The sequence below is a fragment of the Mesorhizobium sp. WSM1497 genome (assembly GCF_001672455.2).
In the GTDB taxonomy this organism is placed as follows: Bacteria; Pseudomonadota; Alphaproteobacteria; order Rhizobiales; family Rhizobiaceae; genus Mesorhizobium; species Mesorhizobium ciceri.
On the sequence record NZ_CP021070.1, the window covers coordinates 3530375 to 3555722 of the forward strand.

Here is a 25348-nt window from a genome sequence, read left to right on the forward strand (position 1 = left end):
TGCGACTGCAAATGGTCGCGTGCCGTTCTAGATTCGGGTTCTGATGCTTTCCAGACTGTCGATCCGCGATATCGTCCTGATCGAGAAGCTGGATATCGACTTCCAGCCGGGTCTTTCGGTGCTGACCGGCGAAACCGGTGCCGGCAAATCCATCCTGCTCGATGCCCTGTCGCTGGCGCTCGGTGCGCGTGGCGACGCGTCGCTGGTGCGTCATGGCGCGGCGCAAGGCCAGGTCATCGCCGTCTTCGACGTGCCGCGCAATCATCCGGCGCGTGCGCTGCTTGCCGACAATGCGATTGAGGATGACGGCGACATCATCCTGCGCCGCCTGCAGACGGCGGATGGCCGCACCCGTGTCTTCGTCAACGATCAGCCTTCGAGCGTCACGCTGATGCGCGATGTCGGGCGCGCGCTGGTCGAGATCCACGGCCAGCACGATGAACGCGCGCTGGTCGATCCCGGCGCGCATCGCGAGGTGCTTGATGCTTTCGGTGGCCATCTCGGCGCCGTCCGCTCGACGGGCGAGGCATGGCGGCACTGGCGCGCCTGCGAGCAGGAGCTGTCGCGCCACCGCGCCAAGGTGGCGGCGGCCGCGCGCGAGGCCGACTATCTGCGCGCGGCGGTGGCGGAATTGAGCAAGCTCGATCCGCAGCCGGGTGAGGAGACGGATCTCGCCGAACTGCGGGCGTCGATGATGCGGGCCGAGAAGATCGCTTCCGAAATCCATGATGCGCAGGATGTGCTGTCCGGCCCGTCCTCGCCCTTGCCGCAACTGGCCAGCCTGCTGCGGCGGCTGCAGCGCAAGGTGACCGAGGCGCCCGGCCTGCTCGACGACGTCGTCAAATCGCTCGACGAGGCGATGCTGTCGCTCGACGCGGCGCAATCGGGCGTCGAGGCAGCACTTCGCGCCACCGAATATGATCCGCAGCGGTTGGAGAAGGCGGAGGAGCGGCTGTTTTCGCTGCGCGCGGCCTCGCGCAAGCACAGCGTCGCCGTCGACGATCTGGCGCAGCTTCGCGACACGATGTCGGCCGATCTTGCCGATCTCGATGCCGGCGAGGAGCGCCTGCACGGGCTGGAAAAGCAGGCCGCCGCGGCACGCGAGACCTACGACATTGCCGCCGCGCAGCTGTCTTCGCTTCGCCACGCGGCGGCGGTCGGCCTGACCAAGGCGGTGATGGCGGAATTGCCGGCGCTGAAGCTCGAACGCGCCGCCTTTATCGTGGAAATGAAGAGCGAGGCCGAGAGCCGCATGGAAGAGGGCATCGACCAGATCGAATTCTGGGTGCGCACCAATCCAGGCACGCGGCCCGGGCCGATGATGAAAGTAGCGTCCGGCGGCGAACTTTCGCGCTTCCTTCTGGCGTTGAAGGTCGCGCTGGCCGACCGCGGCTCGGCGCCGACGCTGGTTTTCGATGAAATCGATACTGGGGTGGGCGGCGCTGTCGCCGACGCGATCGGCCAGCGGCTGGCGCGGCTGTCGAAGCGCGTCCAGGTGCTCTCGGTGACGCATGCGCCACAGGTCGCGGCACGCGCGGCGACGCATTTCCTGATCTCCAAATCCGGCACCACCGACCGTGTCGCCACCGGCATTGCCGAGATGGACCGGCCGGCGCGGCAAGAAGAGATCGCGCGCATGCTGGCCGGCGCCACCATCACCGACGAGGCGCGCGCCGCCGCCGAGCGATTGCTGCGCGAGAACACCACGGCTGCATAAGAACAACGCGTGTCAGGGATCGAGTCAGGATATGGCTCCATCCTGCTGTTCAGGAATGATTTTCCCAAAATCCTGATCTATTGTGGCGGGCCACCGTCCGGGGAAGGAAAGCATGGCTGAAAAACCTGTCGATTCGCTCAGTGAGAGCGAGGCCGAAGCCGAGCTGAAGCGGCTGGCGGAAGAGATCGCCGAGCACGACCGGCGCTACCATACCGAAGATGCGCCTGTTATCACCGATGCCGAGTATGATGCGCTGGCGCGGCGCAACCTTGCCATCGAGGAGCGCTTTCCGGCGCTGGTGCGCGAGGATTCGCCATCGCTCAGGGTCGGAGCAGCGCCCGCGGAAGGCTTTACCAAGGTGCGCCATGCCGTGCCGATGCTCAGCCTTGCCAAGGCCTATACAGACGATGATGTCACGGATTTCATCGAACGCGGGCGGCGGTTCTTCGATCGCGACAAGGAACTCGACATTGCGTTCACGGCCGAACCGAAGATCGACGGGCTATCGGCTTCGCTGCGTTACGAAAACGGTGTGTTCGTGCAGGGCGCAACGCGTGGCAACGGCGCCGTCGGCGAAGACATCACCGCCAATTTGAAGACCATCGCCGACATCCCTGCAAAGCTGAAAGGCTCGGGCTGGCCCGAAACCATCGAGATCCGCGGCGAGGTCTATATGACCTATGCGGAATTCGAGGCGCTGAAGCAGCGCTCGGCAGCCGTCGGCGGCCAGGACTACGTCAATCCGCGCAACACGGCGGCCGGGTCGCTGCGCCAGAAGGATCCATCCGTCACCGCCAGCCGCAACCTCAAATTCTTCGCCTATGCCTGGGGTTACACGACAGCGGATCCGGCTCCGACCCAGTATGATTCGGTGCAGAAATTCGCCGAGTGGGGATTCAAGATCAGTCCGCTGATGGTGCGGGCCAAATCGGCCGAGGAGTTGATCGCGCATTATCATCGGATCGAGGAGCAGCGCTCGGCGCTCGGCTACGATATCGACGGCGTCGTCTACAAGGTCGACCAGCTGGAGTTGCAGCGCCGCTGGGGCTTCGTCACCGGCGAACCGCGCTGGGCGATCGCGCATAAATTTCCGGCCGAACAGGCGATGACGACCGTGCAGAAGATCGACATCCAGGTCGGCCGTACCGGTACGCTGGCGCCGGTCGCGCGGCTGGCGCCGGTCACGGTCGGCGGCGTCGTGGTCGAGAACGTCACGCTGCACAATGAGGATTACATCAAGGGCCTGGACTCGACCGGCCAGCCGATCCGCGACGGCATCGACGTGCGCATCGGCGATACGGTCGTGATCCAGCGGGCAGGCGATGTCATTCCGCAGATCGTCAGCGTCGTCATCGACAAGCGGCCGGCCGATGCCGTGCCGTACGAATTCCCGCACACCTGTCCGATCTGCGGCTCGCCGGCGACGCGCGAGATCAACGAGAAGACCGGCAAGGAAGATTCCCGCCGCCGCTGCACCGGCGAGCTGATCTGCCCGGCGCAGGCGGTGGAAGGATTGCGCCACTTCGTGTCGCGCGGTGCCTTGGACATCGAAGGCCTTGGTGCCGAGAACATAGATACCTTCTTCAATGCGGGATTGATCAGGACCGCCGCCGATATTTTCACGCTCAGGGATCGCCGTCCGGCTGTCACCAGGGCGCTGGCGGAACGGCGCGAGGAACAGGCGAGGCAGCGCGAGGCCGCATCGGGCAAGACGCGCAAGAACGTGCGCAGCGTCGAGGACCGCAATTATGAGGGCCTCGACAAGCTGTTCGCGGCCATCGACTCACGCCGCGAGCCGGAACTCGACCGTTTCATCTTCGCGCTCGGCATCCGCCATATCGGCGAAACGACGGCGGCTGTGCTTGCCCGCACCTTCTCGACCATCGAGGAACTGATCCGCGTGGGCAAGGAAACAGCGGCAGCGGAAGATCCGCACAGTGTCTTCCCCTCGGTCAACGGTATCGGCGATACCGTGATCGACGCGTTGCGCGACTTCTTCGGCAATGAGCGCAATGACGACGTGCTTGATGCGTTGCTCCGCCAAGTCAAGCCGAAGCCGTATATCGTCAACGTCTCGGCCGACAGCGAGGTCGCCGGCAAGACGGTCGTCTTCACCGGCTCGCTGGAAAAGATGACACGCTCCGAGGCCAAGGCGATGGCGGAGCGCCTCGGCGCCAAGGTCGCGGGCTCGGTTTCGGCGAAGACGGATCTGGTGGTCGCCGGGCCGGGTGCCGGCTCCAAGCTCAAGCTCGCCAGCGAACTCGGCATCGAGGTCATCGACGAAGATGCCTGGCTGGCGCGGATCGGCAAGGCCTGATGGACGGCGCATTCAAAGGGTTCGGCCCAAAAGCCATTCCGTTCCTCAAGGCGCTGGATTTCCACCAGAGCCGAGAGTGGTTTTTGGAGAACCGTGACTTGTTCGAACAGGAATTGCGCGATCCGCTCAGTGATCTCGTCGACACGCTGACCGAGCGCTTCGCAAAGGCGGGTCTCGGCCTGCGCGGCGACCGCAAGAAGTCGCTGTTCCGAATCAACCGCGACGTGCGCTTCGCCAAGGACAAGCGGCCTTACAACAGGCATTTGTCTGCCATCCTGTCGCCCGACGGCACCAAGATGGAGCAGGGCGTGTTCTACGTCCATGTCGGGCTTGAGCGCTGCTTCGCCGACATTGCCTGGTGGCAGCCGGAGCCGGCGCTGCTGCTGGCGATGCGCAAAGCCATCGCGACGAAGCCGGACAGGTTTCGCGCCCTGGTGGCGGCGTTGAAGAAGAACCGGCTTGAACTCGAGACCGAAGGCCGTATGAAGCGTACGCCACGCGGCTTCGAGGGAATCAGCGATCCCGACCTTGTCGCCGCCATCCGCAACCGGCATTTTGTCGTCCAGCATGTTATCGATCCCGCGGGAATCCATACGGCTGATCTGGTCGACGAGCTCGTCGATTTCACCTTGCGCGCCAAGCCGCTGCTCGACTGGGGCAGGGCGATCGAGGGCAAGATCCTGAAGGAATAAGCGTCTAACTCAGCCGATCCAGCGATCATTTCCGCTGATCGTTTGGCTCAAGCGAATTCGTGTGACACGGCAAGCCGCGCCACCTACATACCGCGCTTCCCTTGTTGTTGTGCATGTCGTTATCCCCCTTTTGGGCGACATGCATCAGGAGTGGTTGATGGCGACGGACGTAATTTCCGAGAGCGGCGACAGAAGCGATTTCTGGCAAGGCGTGCGGCTGTCGATGCCTGTGGTGGTGGCCTCGGCGCCGTTTGCGGTGCTGTTCGGCGCGCTCGCCGTGGACAATGGCTTCTCGGTCCTGGAAGCCTTTCTGATGAGTGCGCTGGTCTATGGCGGCGCCAGCCAGATGGTCGGCATCCAGCTGTTCGGCCAGCATGTGGCGCCGTGGCTGATCGTGCTGTCGATCTTCGCCGTCAATTTCCGCCACGTGCTCTATTCCGCCGGCATCGGCCGGCGCATCGCGCACTGGCCTGTCATCCAGCAGGTACTAGGCTATTTCATCCTCACCGATCCGCAATTCGCGGTGGCCGAGGCGAGGGCGCAATCCGGCCAGACGGTCGGCTTTGCCTGGTATCTGGGACTTGGCTTGCCTGTCTATCTGTTCTGGATCGTCGAAAGCGCGCTTGGTGCGCTGTTCGGCAAGCTGATCCCCGACACGCACGCGCTGGGCATCGATTTCCTGCTGCCGATCTATTTCCTCGGTCTCGTGCTGGGCTTCCGCAAGCGGCCTCTGTGGCTGCCGGTGGTCATTGCCAGCGCTGCCGCCTCCATCATCGCCTACAAGACCGTGGGCTCGCCCTGGCATGTCTCGATTGGCGCTGTTGCCGGTGTGCTGCTGGCGGTCATCCTGCCTCCCCACCATAGCGGCGTAAAGGCACGGCCATGAGCACGACCTTCTGGATCATTATCGCCGGCGCAATCGCGACCTATCTGACGCGCATCGGCGGGCACCTGGTGATATCGCGCTTCGACACCATCCATCCGCGCGTCGAGGCCGGCCTCAATGCCGTGCCGGCGGCGGTGCTGACGACGCTGGTGGCGCCCGAGCTGTTGGACGCCGGCCCGGCGGAATGGGCCGCACTGGTGGTCACCGCCGTGGTTTCGCTGCGCGGTGGGTTGATGGCGATGTTTTTGGCGGGCGCGGCGGTATTGATCGTGGCGCGGCAGTTCGTCGGGTAGGGCGTATCGATATTCAGGTGATGACGGCCTGCAAACGGCGGCTTCCTGCGCTTCCCCGTTCTACCGCGTCGCGGTAGAACTGAGCTCACGTACCCAAAAGTACGCTTCGCTCCGGTTCACGGAACCCATCGTTTTCGCTCGTCCTGACCTGAATCTCGACACGCCCTCGGCGCCTCAGAAAAATCAAATCTTCGCGTCGTGCGGCAGCGGCGCGGTGGCCTTCTCCAGCCAGGCCAGCGTTTCGCCGTCGAGCATCGGGCCGATCTCGGCCAGCACGCGCGCGTGGTACGAGTCCAGCCAATGCAACTCGTCACGCGTCAGAAGGTCCGACTGCACCAGCCTGGTATCGATCGGCGCCAGCGTCAGCGTCTCGAAGCCGTGCATGGCGATGTCGCCGCCCTCGATCTCTTGCGCCGGCGTCACCAGGATCAGGTTCTCGATGCGGATGCCGTAGGAGCCTTCCTTGTAGTAGCCGGGCTCGTTGGACAGCATCATGCCTTCGAGCAGCTTTTCGGTGCCGGTGCGGGCGATACGCTGCGGGCCTTCATGCACGGCCAGATACGAGCCGACGCCATGGCCGGTGCCGTGGGCGAAGTCGCAGCCGTGCTTCCACAGCGCCATGCGCGCGACGGCATCGATCTCGGAGCCGCGCGTGCCGGCGGGAAAGCGCAAGGTGGAAATGCCGATCATGCCTTTCAGCACCAGGGTGAAGCGTTCGCGCATCTCCTGCGTCGGCTGGCCGATCGGCACGGTGCGCGTGATGTCGGTGGTGCCGTCCTGATACTGCGCGCCGGAATCGAGCAGGAACAGCTCGCCGGCCTGCAGCTTGCGGCTGGTGGCGCGCGACACGCGGTAATGCATGATGGCGCCGTTCGGGCCGGCGCCCGAAATGGTGTCGAAGGAGACGTCGCGCAGCGGCATCTGGGTTTCCTCGCCGGTCCGCCGGCGCTGTTCCTCCAGCCTGGTGACGACAGCGATCTCGTCGAGCGAGCCGGGTTTTTGCCGCTCCAGCCAGCACAGCAATTTCGCCACGGCCGCACCGTCACGCCGATGCGCGGCGCGCGAGCCGTTGATCTCGGCCTGGTTCTTGGTGGCGCGCGGGATTCGGGCAGGATCTGCTGCTGCAATGACGGCGTCGCCATTGTCCTCGACCAGCATGCGCAGCCGGTCAGCCGCCAGCACCGGGTCGAGCGCGATTTTCGCGCCACTCTTGGCAAGCGCTGTGATCGCGGCTTCGAATTCGCCGGGCTCATGCGGCTCGGCGAGCTGGGTGAGGTAGGCGGCGACCTGGCGCGAGAATTTGCGCTTATCCATGAAAAGCTGGTGCGACCCATCGGCGGCGAGGATGGCGAAGCCGAGCGCCAGCGGCGTGTGCGGCACGTCGCCGCCACGGATGTTGAAGGCCCAGGCGATGGAGGAGGGGTCGGTCAGCACCGCATGGGTGGCGCCGTCCTTGGCGATCGCCGCCGCCAGCCGCGCCAGCTTGTCCTTGGCGAGCTCGCCGGCAAAGCCGATCGGGTGGAGCTCGACCGGGGCCACCGGCGCGTCGGGCTGATCCTTCCAGATGATGTCGATCGGGTTCTTGTCGAGCGGCACCAGTACGGCGCCGTTCTTGTCGACTGAGGCCTGCAGCGCCTTGACCTCGCTGATCGTGTGCAGCCATGGATCGAAGCCGAGCCGTGCGCCCTTGCCAAGATTGTCTTTCAGCCAGACAGCCGGCGGATTGTCGACCAGGCTTTCGATCGAAAAGACGTCGAGATCGACCTCGCTGCGCACCTGCAGCGTGTAGCGCCCGTCGACAAAGACGAAGGCGCGATCGCGCAGGACGATGGCGACGCCGGCCGAGCCGCTGAAGCCGGTCAGCCATTTCAGCCGCGCCGAACGATCGGCGACATACTCGCCCTGATGCTCGTCGGCACGCGGGACGATGAAGCCGTCCAGCCCGTTGGCTTCAAGCCATTGGCGCAGCAGCGCCACGCGCGGTTTGCCGACGGCCGGGTCGCCCGCGGAATCGAAGGTCTGGAACATGGTGGGCCTCCTGCATGTCCGCGCAACCGTAGCGTACGGTCGCGGAAATCGGAATCGATTTCCGGCTGCGCGCAACCTGCTACAGCATCGCCGGACTGACAACTGGGGGAATTTGGTCCAGGCTCGGTCGGTGCCGGTCTAATGCTTCAGGTGGATCGTCACCCAGCCCTCGCGGTGCAAGGTTCTGACATGGCGGAAATTCTGTCCGACATAGGCCGAGATGACCGCGTCCCGCTGGCGCTCGAGGATGCCCGACAGCACGATCGAGCCGCCAAGTGCGATATGATGGGCCATTTGCGGCGCCAGCCGCATCAGCGGCCGCGCCAATATGTTGGCGACGATCAGATCGAAGGGCGCGAGCTTGCCGAAGATCGGATGGTGAAAGCCGGGCGCGGTTGCTGTTTCCACCAGTGCCTTGACGTGGTTGAGCCGCGCATTGGCGGCAGCCACCCGCACCGCCACCGGATCGATGTCGGTGGCCAGCACCGGAATGTGCGCCAGCTTGGCGACGGCGATCGCCAGTACCGCGCTGCCGGTGCCGAGGTCGAGCGCATTGCGCGGGTGTTCGCGCCGGACCACTCTTTCCAGCATTTCCAGGCAGCCGGCGGTGGTGCCGTGATGGCCGGTGCCGAAGGCAAGGCCGGCTTCGATTTCGATGGCGAGTTCGCCGCTGTGGCGTTTCCTGCGGTCATGTGCGCCGTGGACGAAGAAACGTCCGGCACGCACCGGCTTCAGCTCTTCCAGCGAATGCGCCACCCAGTCGATGTCGGGCAGGGGCTCGCGCTCGATCGGCTTCGACAGGGAAAGGCCGGCAAGGATGTCCTTCAAGCGGGTCTCGACCGCATCGATGTCGCCATCGGCATAGAGCGATACTTCGTGGATGTCCTTGTCCTCGTCGACCTCCAGCACGGCGATCGGCAGCCCCTCTTCCTCGAAGGCCGCCTCAAGCGCCGCGAAAATGCTGACGGACTCGATCTTTCCGGTGGTGAAGTAAAGGCGCGTCTGGGTCATGAAATGGTAATCAGCCTTTCGCCGCCAGCCGCTTCAGCTTGGCGATGGCCGTATCGGCGCTTTCGCCGTAGGCGATTGTGCCGGCAAAATCGCCCTTGGCGTTGAGCAGCAGCACCGAGGCGGTATGATCCATCGTGTAGTCGCCGTCGCCCGTGTCGACCTTCTTCCAATAGATGCCGAACGACTTGGCCATGGCATGGACCTTGTCCGGAGCGCCCGTGATGCCGACGATACGGTCGGAGAAATTGCTGACATAGGCGTTCATCACCTCAGGCGTGTCGCGCTCCGGATCGACCGATACGAAATAGGCGTGCAGGTTCTTGCCGTCGTCGCCGAGCGTCTTCAGCCAGCCGGCCAGTTCGAACAGTGTGGTCGGGCAGACCTCGGGGCAATGGGTGAAGCCGAAGAAGACGACGCTGGGCTGGCCCCGGAAGGCGGCTTCGGTGATCGGCGCGCCTTTCTGGTCGACCAGAGTAAAGGCGGCCCCGAATGGCTCGCCGCCATAGTGGCCGCGATACCAGTCGAAGGTCAGCCAGCCGATGCCGGCCGCCATCAGGACGAGAATACCGACCAGGATAGAACGCATCATCAGAAAAGTCCGTCTGCAGAAATCGTCGCGCCGGCTCAATGCCGCGCCTGTGTGACAGTCTTAGCGGTTTGGCCCCGCACAGGCAAAGTGCCGCGTTGCCGCAACCGCTGCGGTGTCGACCTATCTGCTTGCAAAGCCGGGCCGCTCGCCCCACCTGTGACCGGCAACTCGAACCGCAGGAGGGTCCCTTGCAACGACTGATTGGGCACGGACTGATTGGGCGAAGACTGATCGGCGGTGCCTTGGCCGCGTGCGTTGTCCTAGGTGCCGGGGCCGCCGTGGCCGATGAAGTCGGCAAGGTCGGCGTCGACTGGCTCGGCAACGACATCATCGTCGAGGCGATCAAGGACCCCAAGGTGGAGGGCGTGACATGTCACGTCTCCTATTTCGATCGCGGCATCATCGATCGCCTGCACAAGGGCAACTGGTTCGAGGATCCGTCCGATTCCTCGATCTCCTGCCGCCAGACCGGCCCGATCACCATCGGCGACATCGACATGAGCGAGGGCGGCGAGGAAGTGTTCAAGCAAGGCATCAGCCTGATCTGGAAGAAGCAGGTGGTGAACCGCATCTACGACAAGGCCAACGAGACGCTGATCTATCTCTCGCATTCGCGCCAGGTGCAGAACGGCTCGGCGAAAATGTCGGTCACCACCGTGCCGCTCTACGGCCAAAACGTGGTGTGGAGCAAAGGCAAGCCGCAATAGGCGATTCAGTTCCTTCCCGGGCGCACGATTGGCCCCGCTTGCGGGACCAATCGCCTGGGCGAATCCTTGCCGGGAAACGATCTGACGGACGATTGGCCCCGCTTGCGGGACCAATCGCCTAGGGGTAAAGCCGCCGGCATGGACCGTTCCGAAGATCTCGTCCCGAAAGACCCCGAGCCACGCATCCATCCGACCGCGGAGTTGAAGGCGTGCAAGCTTGGGCGTTATGCCTCGATCGGCGAGCGGGTGGTGCTTCGCGAGGTCACCGTCGGCGACTTCTCCTATTTCGAACGCCATTCGGAAGCGATCTACACGACGATCGGCAAATTCTGCTCGATCGCCGCCAACAGCCGCATCAATGCGTTGGAGCATCCCATAGAGCGGCTGACCCAGCACAAGCTCAGCTACCGGCCGAACGAGTATTTTCGCTGGCTGGGCGTCGATGCCGCCTTCCGCGAACGGCGGCAGGCGAAAGCCGTGACCATCGGCCATGATGTCTGGATCGGCCACGGCGCGGTGATCATGCCCGGGGTCACCATCGGCAATGGCGCGGTGGTCGGCGCCAACGCAGTGGTGACGCGTGATGTGCCGCCTTACGCGATCGTCGCCGGCGTGCCGGCGAAGGCTCTCCGGCCACGCTTCGCTCCGGATATCGCGGCGCGGATCGAAGCTCTCGCCTGGTGGAACTGGCCGGTCGAAAAGCTCGCCAGAGCGGTTCCCGACATGCAGGCAATGCCGATCGAAGCATTCCTCGATCGTTGGGAAAACGACGCCGTCTGACCAGCTCAAGACGTCGACGGTAACCAATTTTCTTAACGTAAAATATTAAAGTTAAGAAATGGAAAACGGATTGTATCCGTGAAATTAAACACTCCAAGGTTGCAAGACTTTCGGCAAAATGCACTACTCGTTTCGGGGGTAAGTCGTAAGAAGTCGAAGAAAACACTACTAGCAACAATGGAGAGAAGTCATGAAGAAGTTCGCTTTTGTACTCACCGCTGCTATGGTTTCGTTCTCGACTGTCGGCGCCTATGCCGGCGGCTGGGGAGGTAGCTCGGGTAGCCTGATCAATGTGTCGCCGTCCATCGGTGTCGGCCAGGTGACCGCGCTCAATGGCATCCTGAGTGGCAACAACATCCTGAGCGGCAATGTCGTCCAGGGCATTCTGAACGGCAACAAGACCAACGTCCTTACCGGCGTTCTCAGCGGTATCGGCGTCAATGTCCTTGGCGGCAACAGCTACAAGCTGGGCGGCCGTCACTGAGCAGGAAAGTCACGGGCATCCTTATGTCACGTGTCGTGGGCAGAAGGGTCTTCAACACCCTCCTGCCTCCGCTTGTGGGCCTACCCAGTCAAGCGCGGGAATGAGCTAGATCTTCGCCCGCAGGCCCACAAATGCATCGACCGTGTGTTCGCGCTCGTCGATCACGGTCTTGAAGGTCTCGGAAACGTCGACGCGAACGACAATGGCCATCGATTTGGTCGCGTTGTACGTCGCTTCGGCATAGACGCCCTTGCGGCGCTCCTGGTTCTCGTAGAGCAAATTGTCCTTGAGCTCATAGAAGATGCCGGAAGCGATGCCGAGGTTTTCGCGCACCTTCATGCCCAGTTCCAATTCCGCGCGCTGCAGCCACGAAGCCAGGGGGTCGTCGGTTTCGGACGTTTCGTAGCGACCGAAATAGGTGCCGCGCAGCTCGAAGCCGTGCGGCAGAGGCTTGCCGAACGTGACTTGCCAGGTCGGACGCCAGCGCTGGTAGATGTTATCGGCGCCACGCAGGAACTGCGCACCCAGCGCCACGCCGAGCGTCGAACCGCCGGTGGCCTTGTAGGCCGCCTCGGCGCGCAGCGTATAGGCGTTGAACGATAGGAACAGCGGCGGGTAACCGATTTCCTCGACGCTGGCGAAGAGCGCAGACGCGGACGCGCCGAAGGCAAGCTGGCCAACTGTCCGGGTGACCCGAGCCGCCAACTGGAAGAGATTGCGGTCGGCATGCAGCTTCGCCGGCAAGATGAGATCTTCCTGGAAATGCGTCGCGCCGAGCTTTTCGTAGCTGTCGGCGGCCTCGAGGATCAGCGATGTGGCGTTGCCGAGGTCGATGCCGAGTTGTGTCTGGGCGCCGAAGACCTGCTTGAACTCGCGCGTACCCAGCGTCAGCGGGCCGATATCCAGATTGTCGCCGGTGCTGGAGACGCGATAGCTCAGCGATCCCCTCAGTTCGAGACCCGGGCCGAGCCGGCGGAAGGCCTCGGCCGACAGCGACAATCCGCGGTCGTCCTCGATCGACGTCTTGTCGTAATGCGTTACCTGGAAGTCCGCGCTGAATTTCGCGTTGGCGTCGTTGTCGCCCCATTGCTGCTGCAGCGAACCGCGCAACAGTGTGTACCAGTCCTTGACCGCATGGTCGCTGTCCAGCGCGTTGTTGGTCCAATGCCTTTCGAGACTGCCGGTGATTGTCGGATCGGTCGCTATTTCGGCAGCCGGTGCTGTTGATGGTTCTGCCCTGGCGGTCACGGCCGCGCAGGCCATCAGCAGGCCTAGGCCGGCGCTGCCAAGCAATCTGCGGGAAAGTGGAGCGACCGTCTGTCCTTCTGCCGGTCGGCGCTTTCGGGAAACCATGCTCCGCGCTCTCCGGACTGAAACCCCTTCCGCCATGCGGGGGTGGCGCAGCGGAAGGGGCTGGAGGTAAACCGCTGTGAAGCGGAAGGAACAGGCACTCTTGCCTGCAGGAGTACTGTGGCATTGAACCCATAAGGTGTGTTTTCCGGACTATTCTCCCTATGCGTGTAGGCAATTGTACCTGAGGTATTTGTTCGCATCGGGAACCTGAAGCGGTCGCTGATTGTTTCTCATCGCGCCGCAGCGTCGAGGATTTCGATAGATGGAAAAGCATTTCACCAAGGTTGCCAACTGGGTCGCCCGCATAGCCGGCCTGCCGCCGACATTCGCCGTCTGTTGCCTCATTATCATCGCCTGGGGGGTGAGCGGTCCGTTCTTCGGCTTTTCGGACACTTGGCAACTTGTCATCAACACGGGCACGACCATCATCACCTTCCTGATGGTCTTCCTGATCCAGAACACTCAGAACCGCGACGGCGCGGCGATCCAGGCCAAGCTCGACGAACTGATCCGGGTCGGCAAGGGCCACAACCATTTCATCGGCATCGAGCATCTGACCGAATCCGAAGTCGAGGAAATCCGCGCCAAATGCGAGCGTGCGGCAAAGCGGCATGACGAACAGATCGCCGACATCGCGGCGAAGAAGGCCGTGGCGCAGAAGCGCGGGTCGAAAAAGCAAGCGGCCTGAAGATCAGCCTTTCATGAAGGCTGCGAAACTGCCTTTGTGGTCCGGATGCCAGCGCGACAAAGCGGGGCGGTTCTCGATGATGTCGCCGATCGCCCAGGCCATGCGCTTTTCATCCAGCGGCCGGGCCGCCTCATTGTCCGGGCACAGGATGTAGAAATCGCCTCTGGCCAGGGATTCCAGCATGAAATCCACAACCTGTTCGCCGGTCCAGGCGCCGGCCGGTTTTTCCGTCGCACCCTCGGTCAGACCGGTAAAGGTGAAGCCGGGGATCAGCAGATGGGCAGCGACATGGGCGCCGGGTTCGTTGCGCAACGCGTGCGCCAGGCCTTCCGTGAAGGTTTTCACTCCTGCCTTGGAGACATTGTAGGCAAGATTGCCGGGCGGTGTGGTGATGCCTTGCTTGGAGCCGGTGTTGACGATCAGACCCGGCCTGGCCGAGGCCAGCATGCGCGGCGCGAAGGCCTCCACGCCATGCACAACGCCCCAGAAATTGATGTCCAGCAGCCGTTTCCAGGCATCGCGGTTTTCCCACGGCTTTCCGGGGTTGTCGCCCACGCCGGCATTGTTCATCAGCAGCGACACGCCGCCGAAGGCGCCGAACGCCCTCTCGGCGAGGCGGTCCACCTCATCCGCCTTCGAAACGTCGGCGGCGACGGCAAGCACGGCATCGTCGCCGGCAATCGCGGAAACGGCGCGCGAGGCGTCGTCAAGCCGCGCGCCGCCAATGTCGGCCAGCACGATCTTCATGCCTAGCAATGCAAGCCGCTTGGCGGCCGCCAGACCGATGCCGCTGGCAGCGCCGGTGATCACGGCGGCATTGCCTGGAGCAAGCGCGGGCAGGGCGGTCTGGATCTCGGCGTCGGTGATCATGGGCGATGGATTCCTTGTTCGATGGCGCCGAACTTAACGCCGGAACGGGCCGGTGCAAGCCTCTGCTCGTCTTGTCGGGTTGACCAGTCCGGCCGAGGCTGCGCATGTTGCCATTTGTCCCCGCAACAGAGATTTAGGCCTGGGGACAAACGGAGGTTCCTGATTGACGGACTGGGTTGCAATTCTGAAGGAGCAGACCGCCATTGGCGACCAGATGGGCCGCGAGGTGCCGCAGATGATGGCCAATCCCGACATCAGCGAAGCGCAGGTGAAGACACTCTTTTCTGCGCTGGAGAAACAAGCCGAGTTCGTTGAGAAACTGCGCATGGCGCTGGAAAAATTCGGCCATGATTTCTCGATCATCAAGGCCGCGGAACGGCTGGAGGAGCTCTATGCCGACCTCGCTGCATCGGTGGCGGAAAAACTGAAAGCGATGCGCAAGTAGGGCAATTTGGGAAAGCCGTGCAGCGCTCTACCTTGAAAATGTGTGAAGACAACTACTTTTCGATCACCCGCGCAAAGCGCCTATCCGGTACGAGCCATATCATCGCGACCAGCACATAGAGCGCGACGCCGATCCACTGGCTGACGAAGGTCAGCACGACGGCCACGATATAGACAGCCAGCGAGAGCTTCCCCTTGCGGTCATTACCCAGCGCCTTGGCAAAGGCGGTATCATTGCCGTGCAGGCGATGCAGCGCGGCGGCGAGTATGGTGTAGGCGATGGCGCATAGCGCGAGGTCGGTGCCATAGACTGCTACCGGCACCGGCGCAAAGTGGTTCTCGCCCATGAAGGCTGTGGTCACCGGCATCAGCGACAGCCAGAACAGCAGATTGAGGTTCGCCCACAGCACGCGCCCGTCGACCCGCTGAACGGTGTGGAACATGTTGTGCAGATTGTTCCAGTAGATGCCGACATTGATGAAGGACAGCACGTAGCAGAAGAAGATCGGCCACAACGGCACCAAGGCGGAGAAATCCTCGCCATGCGGCACTTTCAACTCAAGCACCATGATGGTGATGATGATAGCCACGACGCCATCGGTGAATGCCTCGACCCTGCCTTTGCCCATGGATTCCACCTTTGCCCGCGATGAATTGCCGAAAGAGAGTAAACGCTAGCGGATGTTGAGGAGCCAATAAATGGCAACCGTGAAATTCCTCAACCATGTCCAAGGAAAATCCGGCATCAGTCCCGTTGGCCAGGACGGTTACGGCCGCCCACCTGTTGACTTTTCTTGGCTTGGCCGCTCCTCTTGCAGGGCAATCTTGGCCGGAGCAGGTGAACGGCCGGGATTCGAATGGAGGGGACTGATGAGATTTCGTTTTCTGCTTGTGGCCGCGACCATCCTGGCCGCGGTGTTCGGGACGTCCGCCGCGGCCTTCGCCTACAGCGCTCACACCTCGACCAACCTCAACGTCCGCAGCGGGCCGGGAGCGGGATACGCCAAAGTGGGAACGCTGCCCGCCGGCTTCAGAGTCAATGTCACCGGCTGCCAGCCGGGCTGGTGTAGAATCCATGGCGGCGGCGTGAGCGGCTGGGCCAGCGCCGGTTATCTTGAACGCTCCCAGATCGTTCGCCCGCCAATCATCATCGTGCGTCCGCCGCATCGGCCGCCACACTGGCACAAGCCGCACCGTCCTCCGCACCATCGGCCGCCGCACAGGCCGCGTCCTGGCAAGTGCAAGATCGCGCCCGGCTTTGCTTGCAGGTAACGCCGACCGATTGAACGATAGATGACGGATCGGAGCCGCTGGCCCCGATCCGAGCCTGTTCAGCCGGCGGACATCCCGCTCAAGCAATGCCCACCGTGCTGTCAGGAGCCTGCCTGTCGGCTGGAACGTCGTGGATGAAACCGCGTTAGATCCTCGATCCCCGAAATTGGTGACGAGGTTGGCCATGGCCATTCGCGATTTTGCGCATACGCACGAAGGGGCAGGTGGCGATGCTCTCGCAATCCCCACCGTCGCCGCGATGATTGCGGTGCTGTTTGCCGGCAGCACGGTGCTGACGCCGCTCTACATCGTCTACAAGCAGCAATTCGGCTTTTCACAAATCACCCTGACGCTGATCTACGCCGTGTATGTCGTCGGCAATCTGGCGGCACTTCTGATGTTGGGCAGCGTCTCCGATATTGTCGGACGCCGGCCCGCGAGCCTGGCGGCCATGCTCGTCGCCATCGTCAGTGCGCTTGTCTTCCTGTTTGCCGTAAACGTCGTCTCGCTCGACGTCGCCCGCATCCTGAGCGGGCTTGGCATCGGCGTCGGCGCGGGGACCGGAACCGCGTGGATTGCCGAGCTTCTTCCCGGCGCGGACAAGTCGCGCGCCAGTGTGATTGCCACCAGCACCAATTTCCTCGGCCTCGGCCTCGGCGCACTGATTTCGGGATTTCTGGCTGAATACGAGCCATGGCCGTTGCGGCTGATCTTCATCGTCTATCTGGCAGCACTTGTGGTGGTGACGATCCTGGTCTGGCGCATTCGCGAAACGGTGGCGAAGCCGGACGGCCTCGGGGGGATCTCCTTGCGGCCGCGACTTTCCGTCCCGGAGGAAATCCGTGCGCGCTTCGTCGCGCCGGCGGTGACCGGCTTCGGCGCGATGGCGCTGGTCGGGTTCTACGCCGCGTTGGCGCCGAGCATCCTGGCGCAGCAGCTGCATGAGACCAACCATGCCGTCGCCGGCGCGCTGTTCTTCGAGCTGGCGATCGTCACCGCGATCAGCATTGTCGTTCTGATGCACATGAAGAGCAACAAGGCGATGCTGGCTGCGCTGGCATTGATGATCCCAAGCGTCTCGTTGGTGATGGCGGCGCAGATATTGGCCTCGATGGCACTGATGGTTGCTGCGACGGCCTGTTGCGGCGTTGCGGCGGCGCTTGGTTACCGTGGCGGCCTGCAAGTGGTGAACGAGATCGCGCCCAAGGATCGTCGCGCCGAAGTGGTGTCCAGCTTCTTCATCTGCTGCTTTGTCGGCAACGCCTTGCCCGTCATCGGCATCGGCATCGTTTCGACCTATGCCAGTCCCGTCGCTGCCAGCCTGGCGTTCGCCGGCATGATCGTGGTGTTTGCGTTGGTGGCGCTGGCTTTTGGGCTGAAACAACAACGGCGTTGAGGGCCTGGAGCGGTCCAGCGGAACCGGGCTTCAGCCGTTCGGTGTTTCAGGCGAAAGATGCGCGCGTTCGCGCGGCACGCCAAGACCGGTGTCCGGCGGCTCGCCGGCGGCCGGCCTGTCCTCGATCATGTGCGTGGTGCGCCAGCGGCCGAAACGATAGTAGGCCGCCGCCAGTACAAGCGAGCTGATCGAACCCGCCGGGAAGCTCCACCACAGCGCTTCCTCGCCGATCACGCCACGCATGAAATAGGCAAAGCCGGTGCGCACGACCAGCACCGAGATGACCAGGATGATCAGCGGCGGCATCACGGCACCCGTGGCTCGTACGGTGGCAAACAGCACGATGGTTATGCCGAACAGGATGAACGACCACGAGGCGACATTGTTGATGTGGACGGCGATGTCGATCGCCGCGCTGTCGCGGCTCAGGAACAGGCTCAGCACCGAACGGTCGAAAACCGACAGCACGGCAACCAGCGCGCCGGTCAGGACCAGGTTGAAGCCGACGCCGGAGGCGGCGATGCGGCCGATCCGGTCCCAGCGCCCGGCGCCGACATTCTGCGCCGCCATCGAGGAAACGGCGGCGCCGATGGCGAGCGCCGGCATCTGGATGTAGGTCCACAGCTGGGCGGCGATGCCGTAGGCGGCGGCGACCTGTGAGCCGTAGGAATTGACGATGCCCATCACCGTCAGTGCCGCCGCCGAAATGACGATCATCTGCAGGCCCATCGGCACGCCCTTGAAGACGACGATGCGCAGCAAGGTGGGATCGGGCCGCAACAGAGCGAGATTGGCGCCGGCCAGCCGCAGCGGATGCTTGCGCACATAGAGAACGATCAGGATGGCGATCACGCTTACCGTCTGGCCGATCAGCGTGGACGTGGCGGAGCCCGCGATGCCGAGTTCGGGAAACGGTCCGATGCCGGCGATGAGCAATGGGTTGAGCACGATGTCGAGGACGACGGCCAGCGCCATGAAGAAGAAGGGGGTGCGTGAATCGCCGGCACCGCGCAGCACGGTCATGACGAAGGACAGAAGGTTCATCATCGGCACGGCGACGAAGATGATGCGCAGATAGGAGCGCGCCAGCGGCAAGGCGTCGGCCGGTGTGCCGAGCGTGTTGAGAATGGCGTCAACCCAGATCCAGCCGCAGACCGCGAAGACAACCGAGACGAGGAAGAAGAACGTCGCGCTGGTGCCGACAATGCGGCGCGCCTCGGGCAGGTCGCGGGCACCGACCGACTGGGCCACCAGGATGGTGGCCGCCATGCCGATGCCGAACACAGTGCCGAGGATCAGGAACAGGACGAGGTTGGCGTTAGAGGTGGCGGTCAGCGCCGATTCGCCGAGAAAACGGCCGACCCAGACGGCGTTGATCGAGCCGTTGAGCGACTGCAGCACGTTGGAGCCGAGCACCGGCAGGGAGAACAGCAGAAGCGTGCGCGGGATCGGGCCGCTGGTCAGGTCGCCGGTGCGCCGGCGCGCGGGCATTTTTTCGTCCATGGCGGGCAACTCGGCGGATGGTGATTTGGATCCAGTCCACGATGATATCGCAGGCGGGACCGAGATGCACCCTTGCGAACGCGCCGCACTGAAAGCCGCTGCTTCGTTCATGCCCAGCCGCGAGCCCCAGCGGACGCGCCAAGCGCGCCCGCCTGGGCAGTGGTGGTTACTTCCTGGCGAGACCCGGCAGCGTGACCTGATAGACCAGGAACATGGTGTCGACATCGGCGCCGTCTTCCGCCTTGTAGGATTCGCCGACCTGAAAACCGTCCTGGGCGAGGAAGTCGTTGTCGTTGGCGACGAACAGGAAGTAGTCGTCGGGCAGCTTCGGATCGAGAACGCTGACCACCGACATCGCCTCCCACTTCTCCGACAGGTTGTTCTTGTCGTTCGGCGCGCCATTGTGCAGGCCGAAGCGGCCGAGTTCGCCCTTGTCGTTGATGTCGATGAACGGCGTCAGCTTGGCCGGCATCACCGACGGGTCGAGCACGCCCTTGGGCGCCAGCGGCTTGTCGGCGGCATCGAAGGCGCCGCCGGCGATGTCGGTCGCGGCCGAGACGTCGACGACGAAGATCTGGCGCACCAGCGAGGTGTCGCCCTTCAGCCCCTGGCCGTTGCCGCTGTCGCGCGCCAGCATCAGGAAGGTCTTGTCGGAGAGCGCCACGATCTCGCTCTGCGCGGCGATCTTGGTCTTGCCCTTGGCATCCTTGAACACCGGCAACGGCACGACATACTCATGCGCCAGTTTGAGGTGGGCGAGGTCGGACGCGTCATAGACCAGCGCACGCGTGTTCTGGCGCGTCGCGGGCGAATCGCCGCCATCCTGCCGGGGCGCCGATTGCAGCACCGCGATCAGGAACTTGCCGTCCGGCGTCATCGCCATTCCCTCCAGGCCCTGGTTGTTCTGGCGGCCGGTCTCGGGGTCCTTCGGATCGGGCTCGGCGGCACCGGGTCCCGGATTGTCCGAGGCGAAGTTCGGCGTGCCGTGGCGCATCGGCACGAAGGCGGCCGGTGGCTGGGTTGCCGACAGCAGATGCCCGTCGGCGGAAAACCGATAGATGTTCGGGCCGTATTCGTCGGAGATGAACATCGAACCATCGGGCAGCCGCACGATCGCCTCGTTGTCGAGCGCCAGCTTGCCATTGTCGGCTTGCGGCAGGATCGGCATGTCGCCGCTTGCCGCGCGCACGCCGTTGAGTGGGTCGAGGCCTGTGGCATCAGCCCCCTTGTCGTCGGTGAGAAGCATGGTGTCGGCGAGCGTTGCCTTGACGCCCGTCTGCTCCTGGCCGGCAGCAGGTGCCGCGCCCGGTGCGACCGGAGCAAATTCGATGGCGATCGTGTTGAGGCGCGGCCGGTAGTCGGTGGTGCCGACGACATTGTAGCCACGGTCCGGCAACAGCCAGAGCGAACCCCTGTAGCCGGCGGTGTCATGCGTCCAGCCTGATGCGTCGATCGCCATGCCGGAACCCGAGCCGAAGGTCTCGCCGAACTTGTCGCGCTGAGCGGCCGGGATGCGGCCGACGCCGACCAGCCCCTTGTTGACGAGGCCGCCGACGGTCGCGGTGCTGTCGGCGAGCGCCGGCGCCAAGGCGGTGAACAAGGCCAGCGCGACGCCAAGCGACGCGGGTCGATACAGGTGCTTCATGGATAATCCTCTTTGTGACGGATGTGCCGGAGCGGCCGCGGGACGAAAAACTGAAAGAGGTGCGACATCGATGATGCTGCGCAAGCCTCCCCGAAATGCGGTCTACGGCGCGAACATGATGCTTGCGTGACAGCGCGCAGTGCATGCCGGCGGTCGACGAAAAACGATGCGCGCGCCGGCACTGGACACTTATGTCTAGTAGATATATGCTCCAGTCTTCGGACCAACCGTGGAGGGGAAGCCTTGAAGTCGCACTACCGCGCAGTCGTCATCGGAGGTGGCGTGGTCGGAGCCTCGGTGCTCTATCACCTGACGCGGTTCGGCTGGAGCGATGTGGCGCTGATCGAGCGCGCAGAACTGACGGCCGGTTCGACCTGGCACGCGGCGGCAGGCTTCCATGCGCTCAACGCCGATCCCAACGTGGCGGCGCTGCAGGACTACACCATCAATCTCTACCGGGAGATCGAGGCCGAATCCGGCTGGGATATCGGCCTGCACATGACGGGCGGCGTCAACATCGCCAGCGATCCCGCGCGCTGGGAGTGGCTGAAATCAGCCTGGGCCGTGTTTCAGTCGGTCGGCATCGAGACCGCGCGCCTGGTCACGCCCGACGAGATCAAGGCGATCTGCCCGATCGTCGACGTCACCGGCGTGCTAGGCGGCCTGCATGATTCCAACGAGGGTCACCTCGACCCGTACGGTACCACGCATGCCTATGCGGGTGCTGCGAAGAAGCGCGGCGCCGACATCATCTTGCGCAACCGGGTCGTCGAGCTGAAAGCACGTGCCGACGGGCGCTGGGACGTCATCACCGAGCAGGGCACCATCATCGCCGAGCATGTCGTCAATGCCGGCGGGCTGTGGGCGAAGCAGCTCGGCCGCATGGCCGGCGTCGACCTGCCGGTGACGCCGATGGAGCACCACTATTTCATCACCGATGACATTCCGGAGATCGCAGCACTTGACAGGGAAATCGGCATCGCCGTCGATCTCGACGGCTTTTCGTACCTGCGGCAGGAGCGCAAGGGTGTGCTGCTTGGCGTCTATGAGCAGAACCCAAAGCACTGGAACATGGACGGAGCGCCGTGGGATTACGGCATAGAGCTGATCCCGCAAGACATCGACCGCATCAGCCCGGAACTCGCCAAGGCGCATGAGCGCTTCCCTTGCCTGGCGACGGCCGGTATCCGCAAATGGGTCAACGGCGCCTTCACCTTCACGCCGGACGGCAATCCGATTGTCGGGCCGGTGCGTGGTCTGAAGAACTACTGGGTCGCCTGCGGCGTCATGGCCGGTTTCAGCCAGGGCGGCGGCGTCGGCAAGTCGCTGGCCGAATGGATGATTTTCGGCGAGCCGCAGGCCGACATCTTCGGCATGGATATCGCTCGCTACGGCGCCTTCGCCGCCAACCGCGAATATCTTAGGCAGACGACGCGCCAGTTCTATTCGCGCCGCTTCGTCATGACCTTTCCCAATGAACGGCTGTCCGCCGGCCGGCCGCTGAAACGCCCCGGCGCCTATGACGGCATGAGCGCGGCGGGATGCGAATGGACGGCTTCCTGGGGGCTGGAAATCCCGGCCTATTTCGCGCCGATGGGATTTGCCGAGAGCACGACGCTGCGGCGCTCCAACGCCTTCGACATCGTCGGCGAGGAGGCGCTGCAGGTGCGGCGCGCCGCCGGCCTCGTCGATATCTCGGCCTATGCGCGCTATGCGGTGTCGGGGCTGGGTGCGGAGGCGTGGCTCGACCGGCTGCTCGCCTGCCGATTGCCGAAGCCGGGGCGGGCCGGCCTGGCGCCGATGCTCGGCCATGACGGACGGCTGAAGGGCGACCTCACCGTCTTCAACTGGGGCGGCGGCTCTTATTGGCTGATGGGCTCCTACTATCTCCGGGAATTCCACATGCGCTGGTTCGAGAGCCATGCGGCGGAGGGCGTCACCATCGCCGACCTCTCCGACACGATGAGCGGCTTCCTGCTCACGGGGCCGAATGCGCGGGAGATTCTGGAGCGCACGACGCATCAGGATGTTTCCAGCACAGCATTGCCGTTCATGGCCTGTGGCGCATTCGACATCGGTATGGTGCAGGCACGTGTGGCGCGGCTGTCGATCGCGGGCGAACTCGGCTTCGAAATCAGTTGCCCCGTGACCATGCACGCCACTCTGCGCGACACGCTGCTGGCTGCGGGCGAGGATCTGGGCCTTGCTGAAATCGGCTACTATGCGCTCAATGCGCTGCGGCTGGAGAAGAGCTTTGGCATCTGGTCGCGTGAATTCACGCAAGGCTATACGCCGGGCCAGACCGGTCTCGACCGCTTCATCGCTTTCGGCAAGAGCGACTTCATCGGCCGCGAAGCAGCGTTGAAACAGCGGGAGGCCGGCAGCGGCCAATGCCTGGTGACGCTGGAAATCGATGCGCTCGACGCCGATGCCAGCGGTTTTGAGCCTGTCTGGCATCAGGGCCGACGCGTCGGCTTCGTCACCTCGGGCGGCTATGGCTATACGGTCGGCAAGAGCCTGGCGCTGGCTCTGGTCGACCGCGATTTCGCGGGCGAGGGCACCGCGCTCTCCGTGCATGTCGTGGGTGAGGAACGGCCGGCGCGTGTCGTCGCGGCCTCGCCCTACGATCCCCTGGGCAAGGCAATGCGGCAATGAGGCAATGAGGAGGATTTCCGATGGTCGATGACGCGGCACGGGACGGCAGGCGCGAGCGCCGGCGTGGACGCACGGGCGAGGCCGGCAGCGAAAGCAGCCGCCGTCCCAATTACCATTCGCTGAAGAACCCGTTCCTGCCGCAGCCGATCTTTTCGGACGACCAGGTGGCTTCGATCCACGACACGGCGCTGCGGGTGCTGGAAGAGCTCGGCATCAAGGTGCTGCTGCCGCAAGCGCGTGAGCATTTTGCCAATGCCGGCGCCCTGGTCGATCCAGACACCGACATGGTGCGCATCGGCCGTGACATGGTGACGGCGGCACTCGCCTCGGCGCCGAAGTCGATCCACGCTTACGCCGGTTCGCGCGCCCGCGATCTGACGCTGGAGCTCGGCTCGATGACCTTCCTGGCCGGGTGCGGGGCGCCGAACGTCACCGATCTCGAGCGCGGCCGGCGGCCGGGAACACTGGCGGATTTCGAGGATCTGATGCGGCTGGTGCAGCATTTCGATGTGCTGCATATGCTGGGGCCCTGCATCGAACCGCAGGATGTCGACAACCGCTTTCGGCACTATGCCGTCAACCGCGCGCAGTTGACGCTGTCGGACAAGCTCCCGTTCGTCTTCGCGCGCGGAACGCCGCAAGTCGAGGACGGGTTCGAGATGCTGCGGCTGGCGCGCGGCTTGTCGGAAGAGGAGTTTCTGGCAAGCGCGCATTGCTACACCGTCATCAACACCAACTCGCCGCGTCAGCTCGACATTCCGATGGCGCAAGGCATCATCGATTTCGCTCGCGCGGGCCAGGTCTCCGTCATCACGCCGTTCTGCCTGGCCGGAGCGATGGCACCGATCACGGTCGCCGGCGCGCTGACGCTGCAGCATGCCGAAGCGCTGGCCGGACTGACTCTGGCGCAGATCGTGCGGCCGGGTGCGCCCGTGGTCTACGGTTCCTTCTCGTCCAATGTCGACATGAAATCCGGTGCGCCCGCCTTCGGCACGCCGGAGCATATCAAGGCGACGCTGGGCGCCGGCCAGCTGGCGCGCTTCACCGGGCTGCCCTGGCGGTCCGGCGGCGGCAGTGCGGCCAACGTCTCGGACGCGCAGGCCGCGCACGAGACGCAGTTCGCGCTGTGGGGCTCGGTGCTGGCAGGGGCGACCATGTGCATCCATGCTGCCGGCTGGCTCGAAGGGGGCCTCAGTGTCTCCTTCGAGAAACTGATCACCGACATCGAGGCGTTGCAGACGGTGGCGGAGCTCTGCGCCGCGACGCCGGGCGACAGCGATGCCATCGGCTTCGAGGCGATCGCCGAGGTGCAGCCGGGCGGCCATTTCTTCTCGGCCGGCCACACCATGGCGCGCTACCGCACGGCCTTCTACGAACCGCTGGTGGCCGACTGGTCGAATTTCGGCAACTGGACGCAAAGCGGCTCGAAGACGGCGAGCGAGCGCGCCACCGGCGTCTGGAAGCGCACACTCGCCGATTTCTTGCCGCCGGCTTCGGCTGCCGCCACATCAGGCGTGCTCGACGAATTCATCGCGCGGCGCACCGAGCAGGGCGGAGCCGCACCGGTGTCGTGACCACTGTCGGAATTGCAGTGGGTGCGGAACCGGCGTTGCTTCCGGGCATTCATGGGAATGGCCTGACGGAGGATGACATGGGTTTCGACCAGTATCACGAACCGCCTGAAGAACTGTCGCAGGAGGTGCGGACCTTTGCCCGCATGATCACCTCGCTGATCGAGGAGGCGGAAGCGATCAGCTGGTACGAACAGCGCATGTCGGTGGAGAAAGACCCGCAGGCACGTGCCATCATGGAGAACGCGCAGGGCGAGGAGTTCAAGCATTTCGGCGTGGATCTCGAATTCCTGCTGCGCCAGAAGGAAGATTGGCGAGCGGAACTGAAGGAAATCCTGTTCACCACGGGCGACATCGTCAAGGCCGGGGAGCGAGGCGAGAAGAAGGTGGACTAGGGTATGTCGATATTCAGGTGAGGCCGGCCTGCAAACGACGGCTTTCTGCGCT

The 25348-nt window shown here is 63.9% G+C and carries 23 protein-coding genes; 15 read left to right on the top strand and 8 right to left on the bottom strand.

The genetic code is table 11. From position 1 onward, the window contains the following. Positions 1-43: 43 nt before the first annotated feature. The 5 genes from recN to A9K65_RS17140 all read left to right on the top strand — a co-directional run bounded on the left by recN (position 44) and on the right by A9K65_RS17140 (position 5905). Complete coding sequence (gene recN / locus A9K65_RS17120; RefSeq protein WP_064993818.1) at positions 44-1717, top strand: DNA repair protein RecN; 1674 nt, start codon at positions 44-46, stop codon at positions 1715-1717. A 112-nt stretch (positions 1718-1829) separates the two neighbouring features. Beyond that, positions 1830-4034, top strand: a complete 2205-nt coding sequence (gene ligA, locus A9K65_RS17125; protein ID WP_013530967.1) for an NAD-dependent DNA ligase LigA — start codon at positions 1830-1832, stop codon at positions 4032-4034. Beyond that, positions 4034-4726 (top strand): TIGR02453 family protein, encoded by a 693-nt coding sequence (locus tag A9K65_RS17130; protein WP_064993817.1) that lies wholly within the window; start codon positions 4034-4036, stop codon positions 4724-4726. Before ligA ends, A9K65_RS17130 begins: the two co-directional genes overlap by 1 nt. Before the next feature lie 157 nt (positions 4727-4883). Beyond that, complete coding sequence (locus tag A9K65_RS17135; RefSeq protein ID WP_013530969.1) at positions 4884-5612, top strand: AzlC family ABC transporter permease; 729 nt, start codon at positions 4884-4886, stop codon at positions 5610-5612. Next, positions 5609-5905 (top strand): AzlD family protein, encoded by a 297-nt coding sequence (locus tag A9K65_RS17140; RefSeq protein WP_064993816.1) that lies wholly within the window; start codon positions 5609-5611, stop codon positions 5903-5905. Before A9K65_RS17135 ends, A9K65_RS17140 begins: the two co-directional genes overlap by 4 nt. A 183-nt stretch (positions 5906-6088) precedes the next feature. Here A9K65_RS17140 and A9K65_RS17145 read toward each other — a convergent pair whose 3' ends face one another. From A9K65_RS17145 to A9K65_RS17155, 3 genes are all read right to left on the bottom strand, one after another. Then, positions 6089-7933 carry an aminopeptidase P family protein gene (locus A9K65_RS17145; protein WP_064993815.1) on the bottom strand — a complete coding sequence of 615 codons (1845 nt, stop codon included), beginning with the start codon at positions 7931-7933 and terminating at the stop codon, positions 6089-6091. Positions 7934-8071: 138 nt separating this feature from the next. After that, entirely contained in the window at positions 8072-8944 is an 873-nt protein-coding gene (locus tag A9K65_RS17150) for a 50S ribosomal protein L11 methyltransferase (RefSeq protein ID WP_064993814.1), read from the bottom strand. 10 nt (positions 8945-8954) lie between these two features. Next, a complete protein-coding gene (locus A9K65_RS17155) occupies positions 8955-9533 on the bottom strand; it encodes an SCO family protein (RefSeq protein WP_013530973.1) in 579 nt (192 codons plus the stop codon). Positions 9534-9721: 188 nt separating this feature from the next. On the opposite strand from A9K65_RS17155, the gene A9K65_RS17160 reads away from it, so the two are divergent. The 3 genes from A9K65_RS17160 (at position 9722) to A9K65_RS17170 (ending at position 11504) form a co-directional block, all read left to right on the top strand. After that, a complete protein-coding gene (locus A9K65_RS17160; RefSeq protein ID WP_024501452.1) occupies positions 9722-10240 on the top strand; it encodes a CreA family protein in 519 nt (172 codons plus the stop codon). Positions 10241-10378: 138 nt separating this feature from the next. Next, complete coding sequence (locus A9K65_RS17165) at positions 10379-11020, top strand: DapH/DapD/GlmU-related protein (protein ID WP_063168299.1); 642 nt, start codon at positions 10379-10381, stop codon at positions 11018-11020. 190 nt (positions 11021-11210) lie between these two features. After that, the gene (locus A9K65_RS17170) at positions 11211-11504 is read left to right on the top strand and encodes a hypothetical protein (RefSeq protein ID WP_013530976.1); all 294 of its coding nucleotides are present in this window, start codon (positions 11211-11213) and stop codon (positions 11502-11504) included. 105 nt (positions 11505-11609) lie between these two features. Here A9K65_RS17170 and A9K65_RS17175 read toward each other — a convergent pair whose 3' ends face one another. Continuing rightward, on the bottom strand, positions 11610-12857 hold the full coding sequence (locus tag A9K65_RS17175) for a hypothetical protein (protein ID WP_064993813.1): 1248 nt from the start codon (positions 12855-12857) through the stop codon (positions 11610-11612). Between the two features lie 262 nt (positions 12858-13119). On the opposite strand from A9K65_RS17175, the gene A9K65_RS17180 reads away from it, so the two are divergent. After that, positions 13120-13545, top strand: coding sequence for a low affinity iron permease family protein (locus tag A9K65_RS17180; RefSeq protein WP_013530978.1), 426 nt, complete (start codon positions 13120-13122; stop codon positions 13543-13545). A gap of 3 nt (positions 13546-13548) precedes the next feature. On the opposite strand, the gene A9K65_RS17185 is transcribed toward A9K65_RS17180, so the two are convergent. Then, positions 13549-14415, bottom strand: a complete 867-nt coding sequence (locus A9K65_RS17185) for an SDR family NAD(P)-dependent oxidoreductase (RefSeq protein ID WP_064993812.1) — start codon at positions 14413-14415, stop codon at positions 13549-13551. Positions 14416-14578: 163 nt separating this feature from the next. Here A9K65_RS17185 and A9K65_RS17190 point away from each other — a divergent pair, with 163 nt between their 5' ends. Further along, a complete protein-coding gene (locus A9K65_RS17190) occupies positions 14579-14860 on the top strand; it encodes a hypothetical protein (protein WP_064993811.1) in 282 nt (93 codons plus the stop codon). Between the two features lie 52 nt (positions 14861-14912). Here the strand turns inward: A9K65_RS17190 and A9K65_RS17195 are convergent, their stop codons facing one another. Beyond that, positions 14913-15488 carry a TMEM175 family protein gene (locus A9K65_RS17195; protein WP_013530981.1) on the bottom strand — a complete coding sequence of 192 codons (576 nt, stop codon included), beginning with the start codon at positions 15486-15488 and terminating at the stop codon, positions 14913-14915. A gap of 70 nt (positions 15489-15558) precedes the next feature. Here A9K65_RS17195 and A9K65_RS17200 point away from each other — a divergent pair, with 70 nt between their 5' ends. Beyond that, complete coding sequence (locus A9K65_RS17200; RefSeq protein ID WP_224674896.1) at positions 15559-16131, top strand: SH3 domain-containing protein; 573 nt, start codon at positions 15559-15561, stop codon at positions 16129-16131. Positions 16132-16315: 184 nt separating this feature from the next. Beyond that, positions 16316-17527, top strand: a complete 1212-nt coding sequence (locus A9K65_RS17205; RefSeq protein WP_064993810.1) for an MFS transporter — start codon at positions 16316-16318, stop codon at positions 17525-17527. 30 nt (positions 17528-17557) lie between these two features. Here the strand turns inward: A9K65_RS17205 and A9K65_RS17210 are convergent, their stop codons facing one another. Both A9K65_RS17210 and A9K65_RS17215 read right to left on the bottom strand, forming a co-directional pair. Continuing rightward, positions 17558-19018, bottom strand: coding sequence for an MATE family efflux transporter (locus A9K65_RS17210; protein WP_245321828.1), 1461 nt, complete (start codon positions 19016-19018; stop codon positions 17558-17560). A 178-nt stretch (positions 19019-19196) separates the two neighbouring features. Continuing rightward, positions 19197-20675, bottom strand: a complete 1479-nt coding sequence (locus A9K65_RS17215; protein WP_064993808.1) for an esterase-like activity of phytase family protein — start codon at positions 20673-20675, stop codon at positions 19197-19199. A gap of 243 nt (positions 20676-20918) precedes the next feature. Between A9K65_RS17215 and A9K65_RS17220 the strand changes: the two genes are divergently transcribed. The 3 genes from A9K65_RS17220 to A9K65_RS17230 all read left to right on the top strand — a co-directional run bounded on the left by A9K65_RS17220 (position 20919) and on the right by A9K65_RS17230 (position 25296). Further along, positions 20919-23330, top strand: coding sequence for an FAD-dependent oxidoreductase (locus tag A9K65_RS17220; protein ID WP_064993807.1), 2412 nt, complete (start codon positions 20919-20921; stop codon positions 23328-23330). 20 nt (positions 23331-23350) lie between these two features. Then, positions 23351-24904: a trimethylamine methyltransferase family protein gene (locus A9K65_RS17225; RefSeq protein ID WP_064993806.1), complete on the top strand. Its 1554-nt coding sequence runs from the start codon at positions 23351-23353 to the stop codon at positions 24902-24904. A gap of 77 nt (positions 24905-24981) precedes the next feature. Next, positions 24982-25296: a hypothetical protein gene (locus A9K65_RS17230; protein WP_064993805.1), complete on the top strand. Its 315-nt coding sequence runs from the start codon at positions 24982-24984 to the stop codon at positions 25294-25296. Positions 25297-25348: the final 52 nt, after the last annotated feature.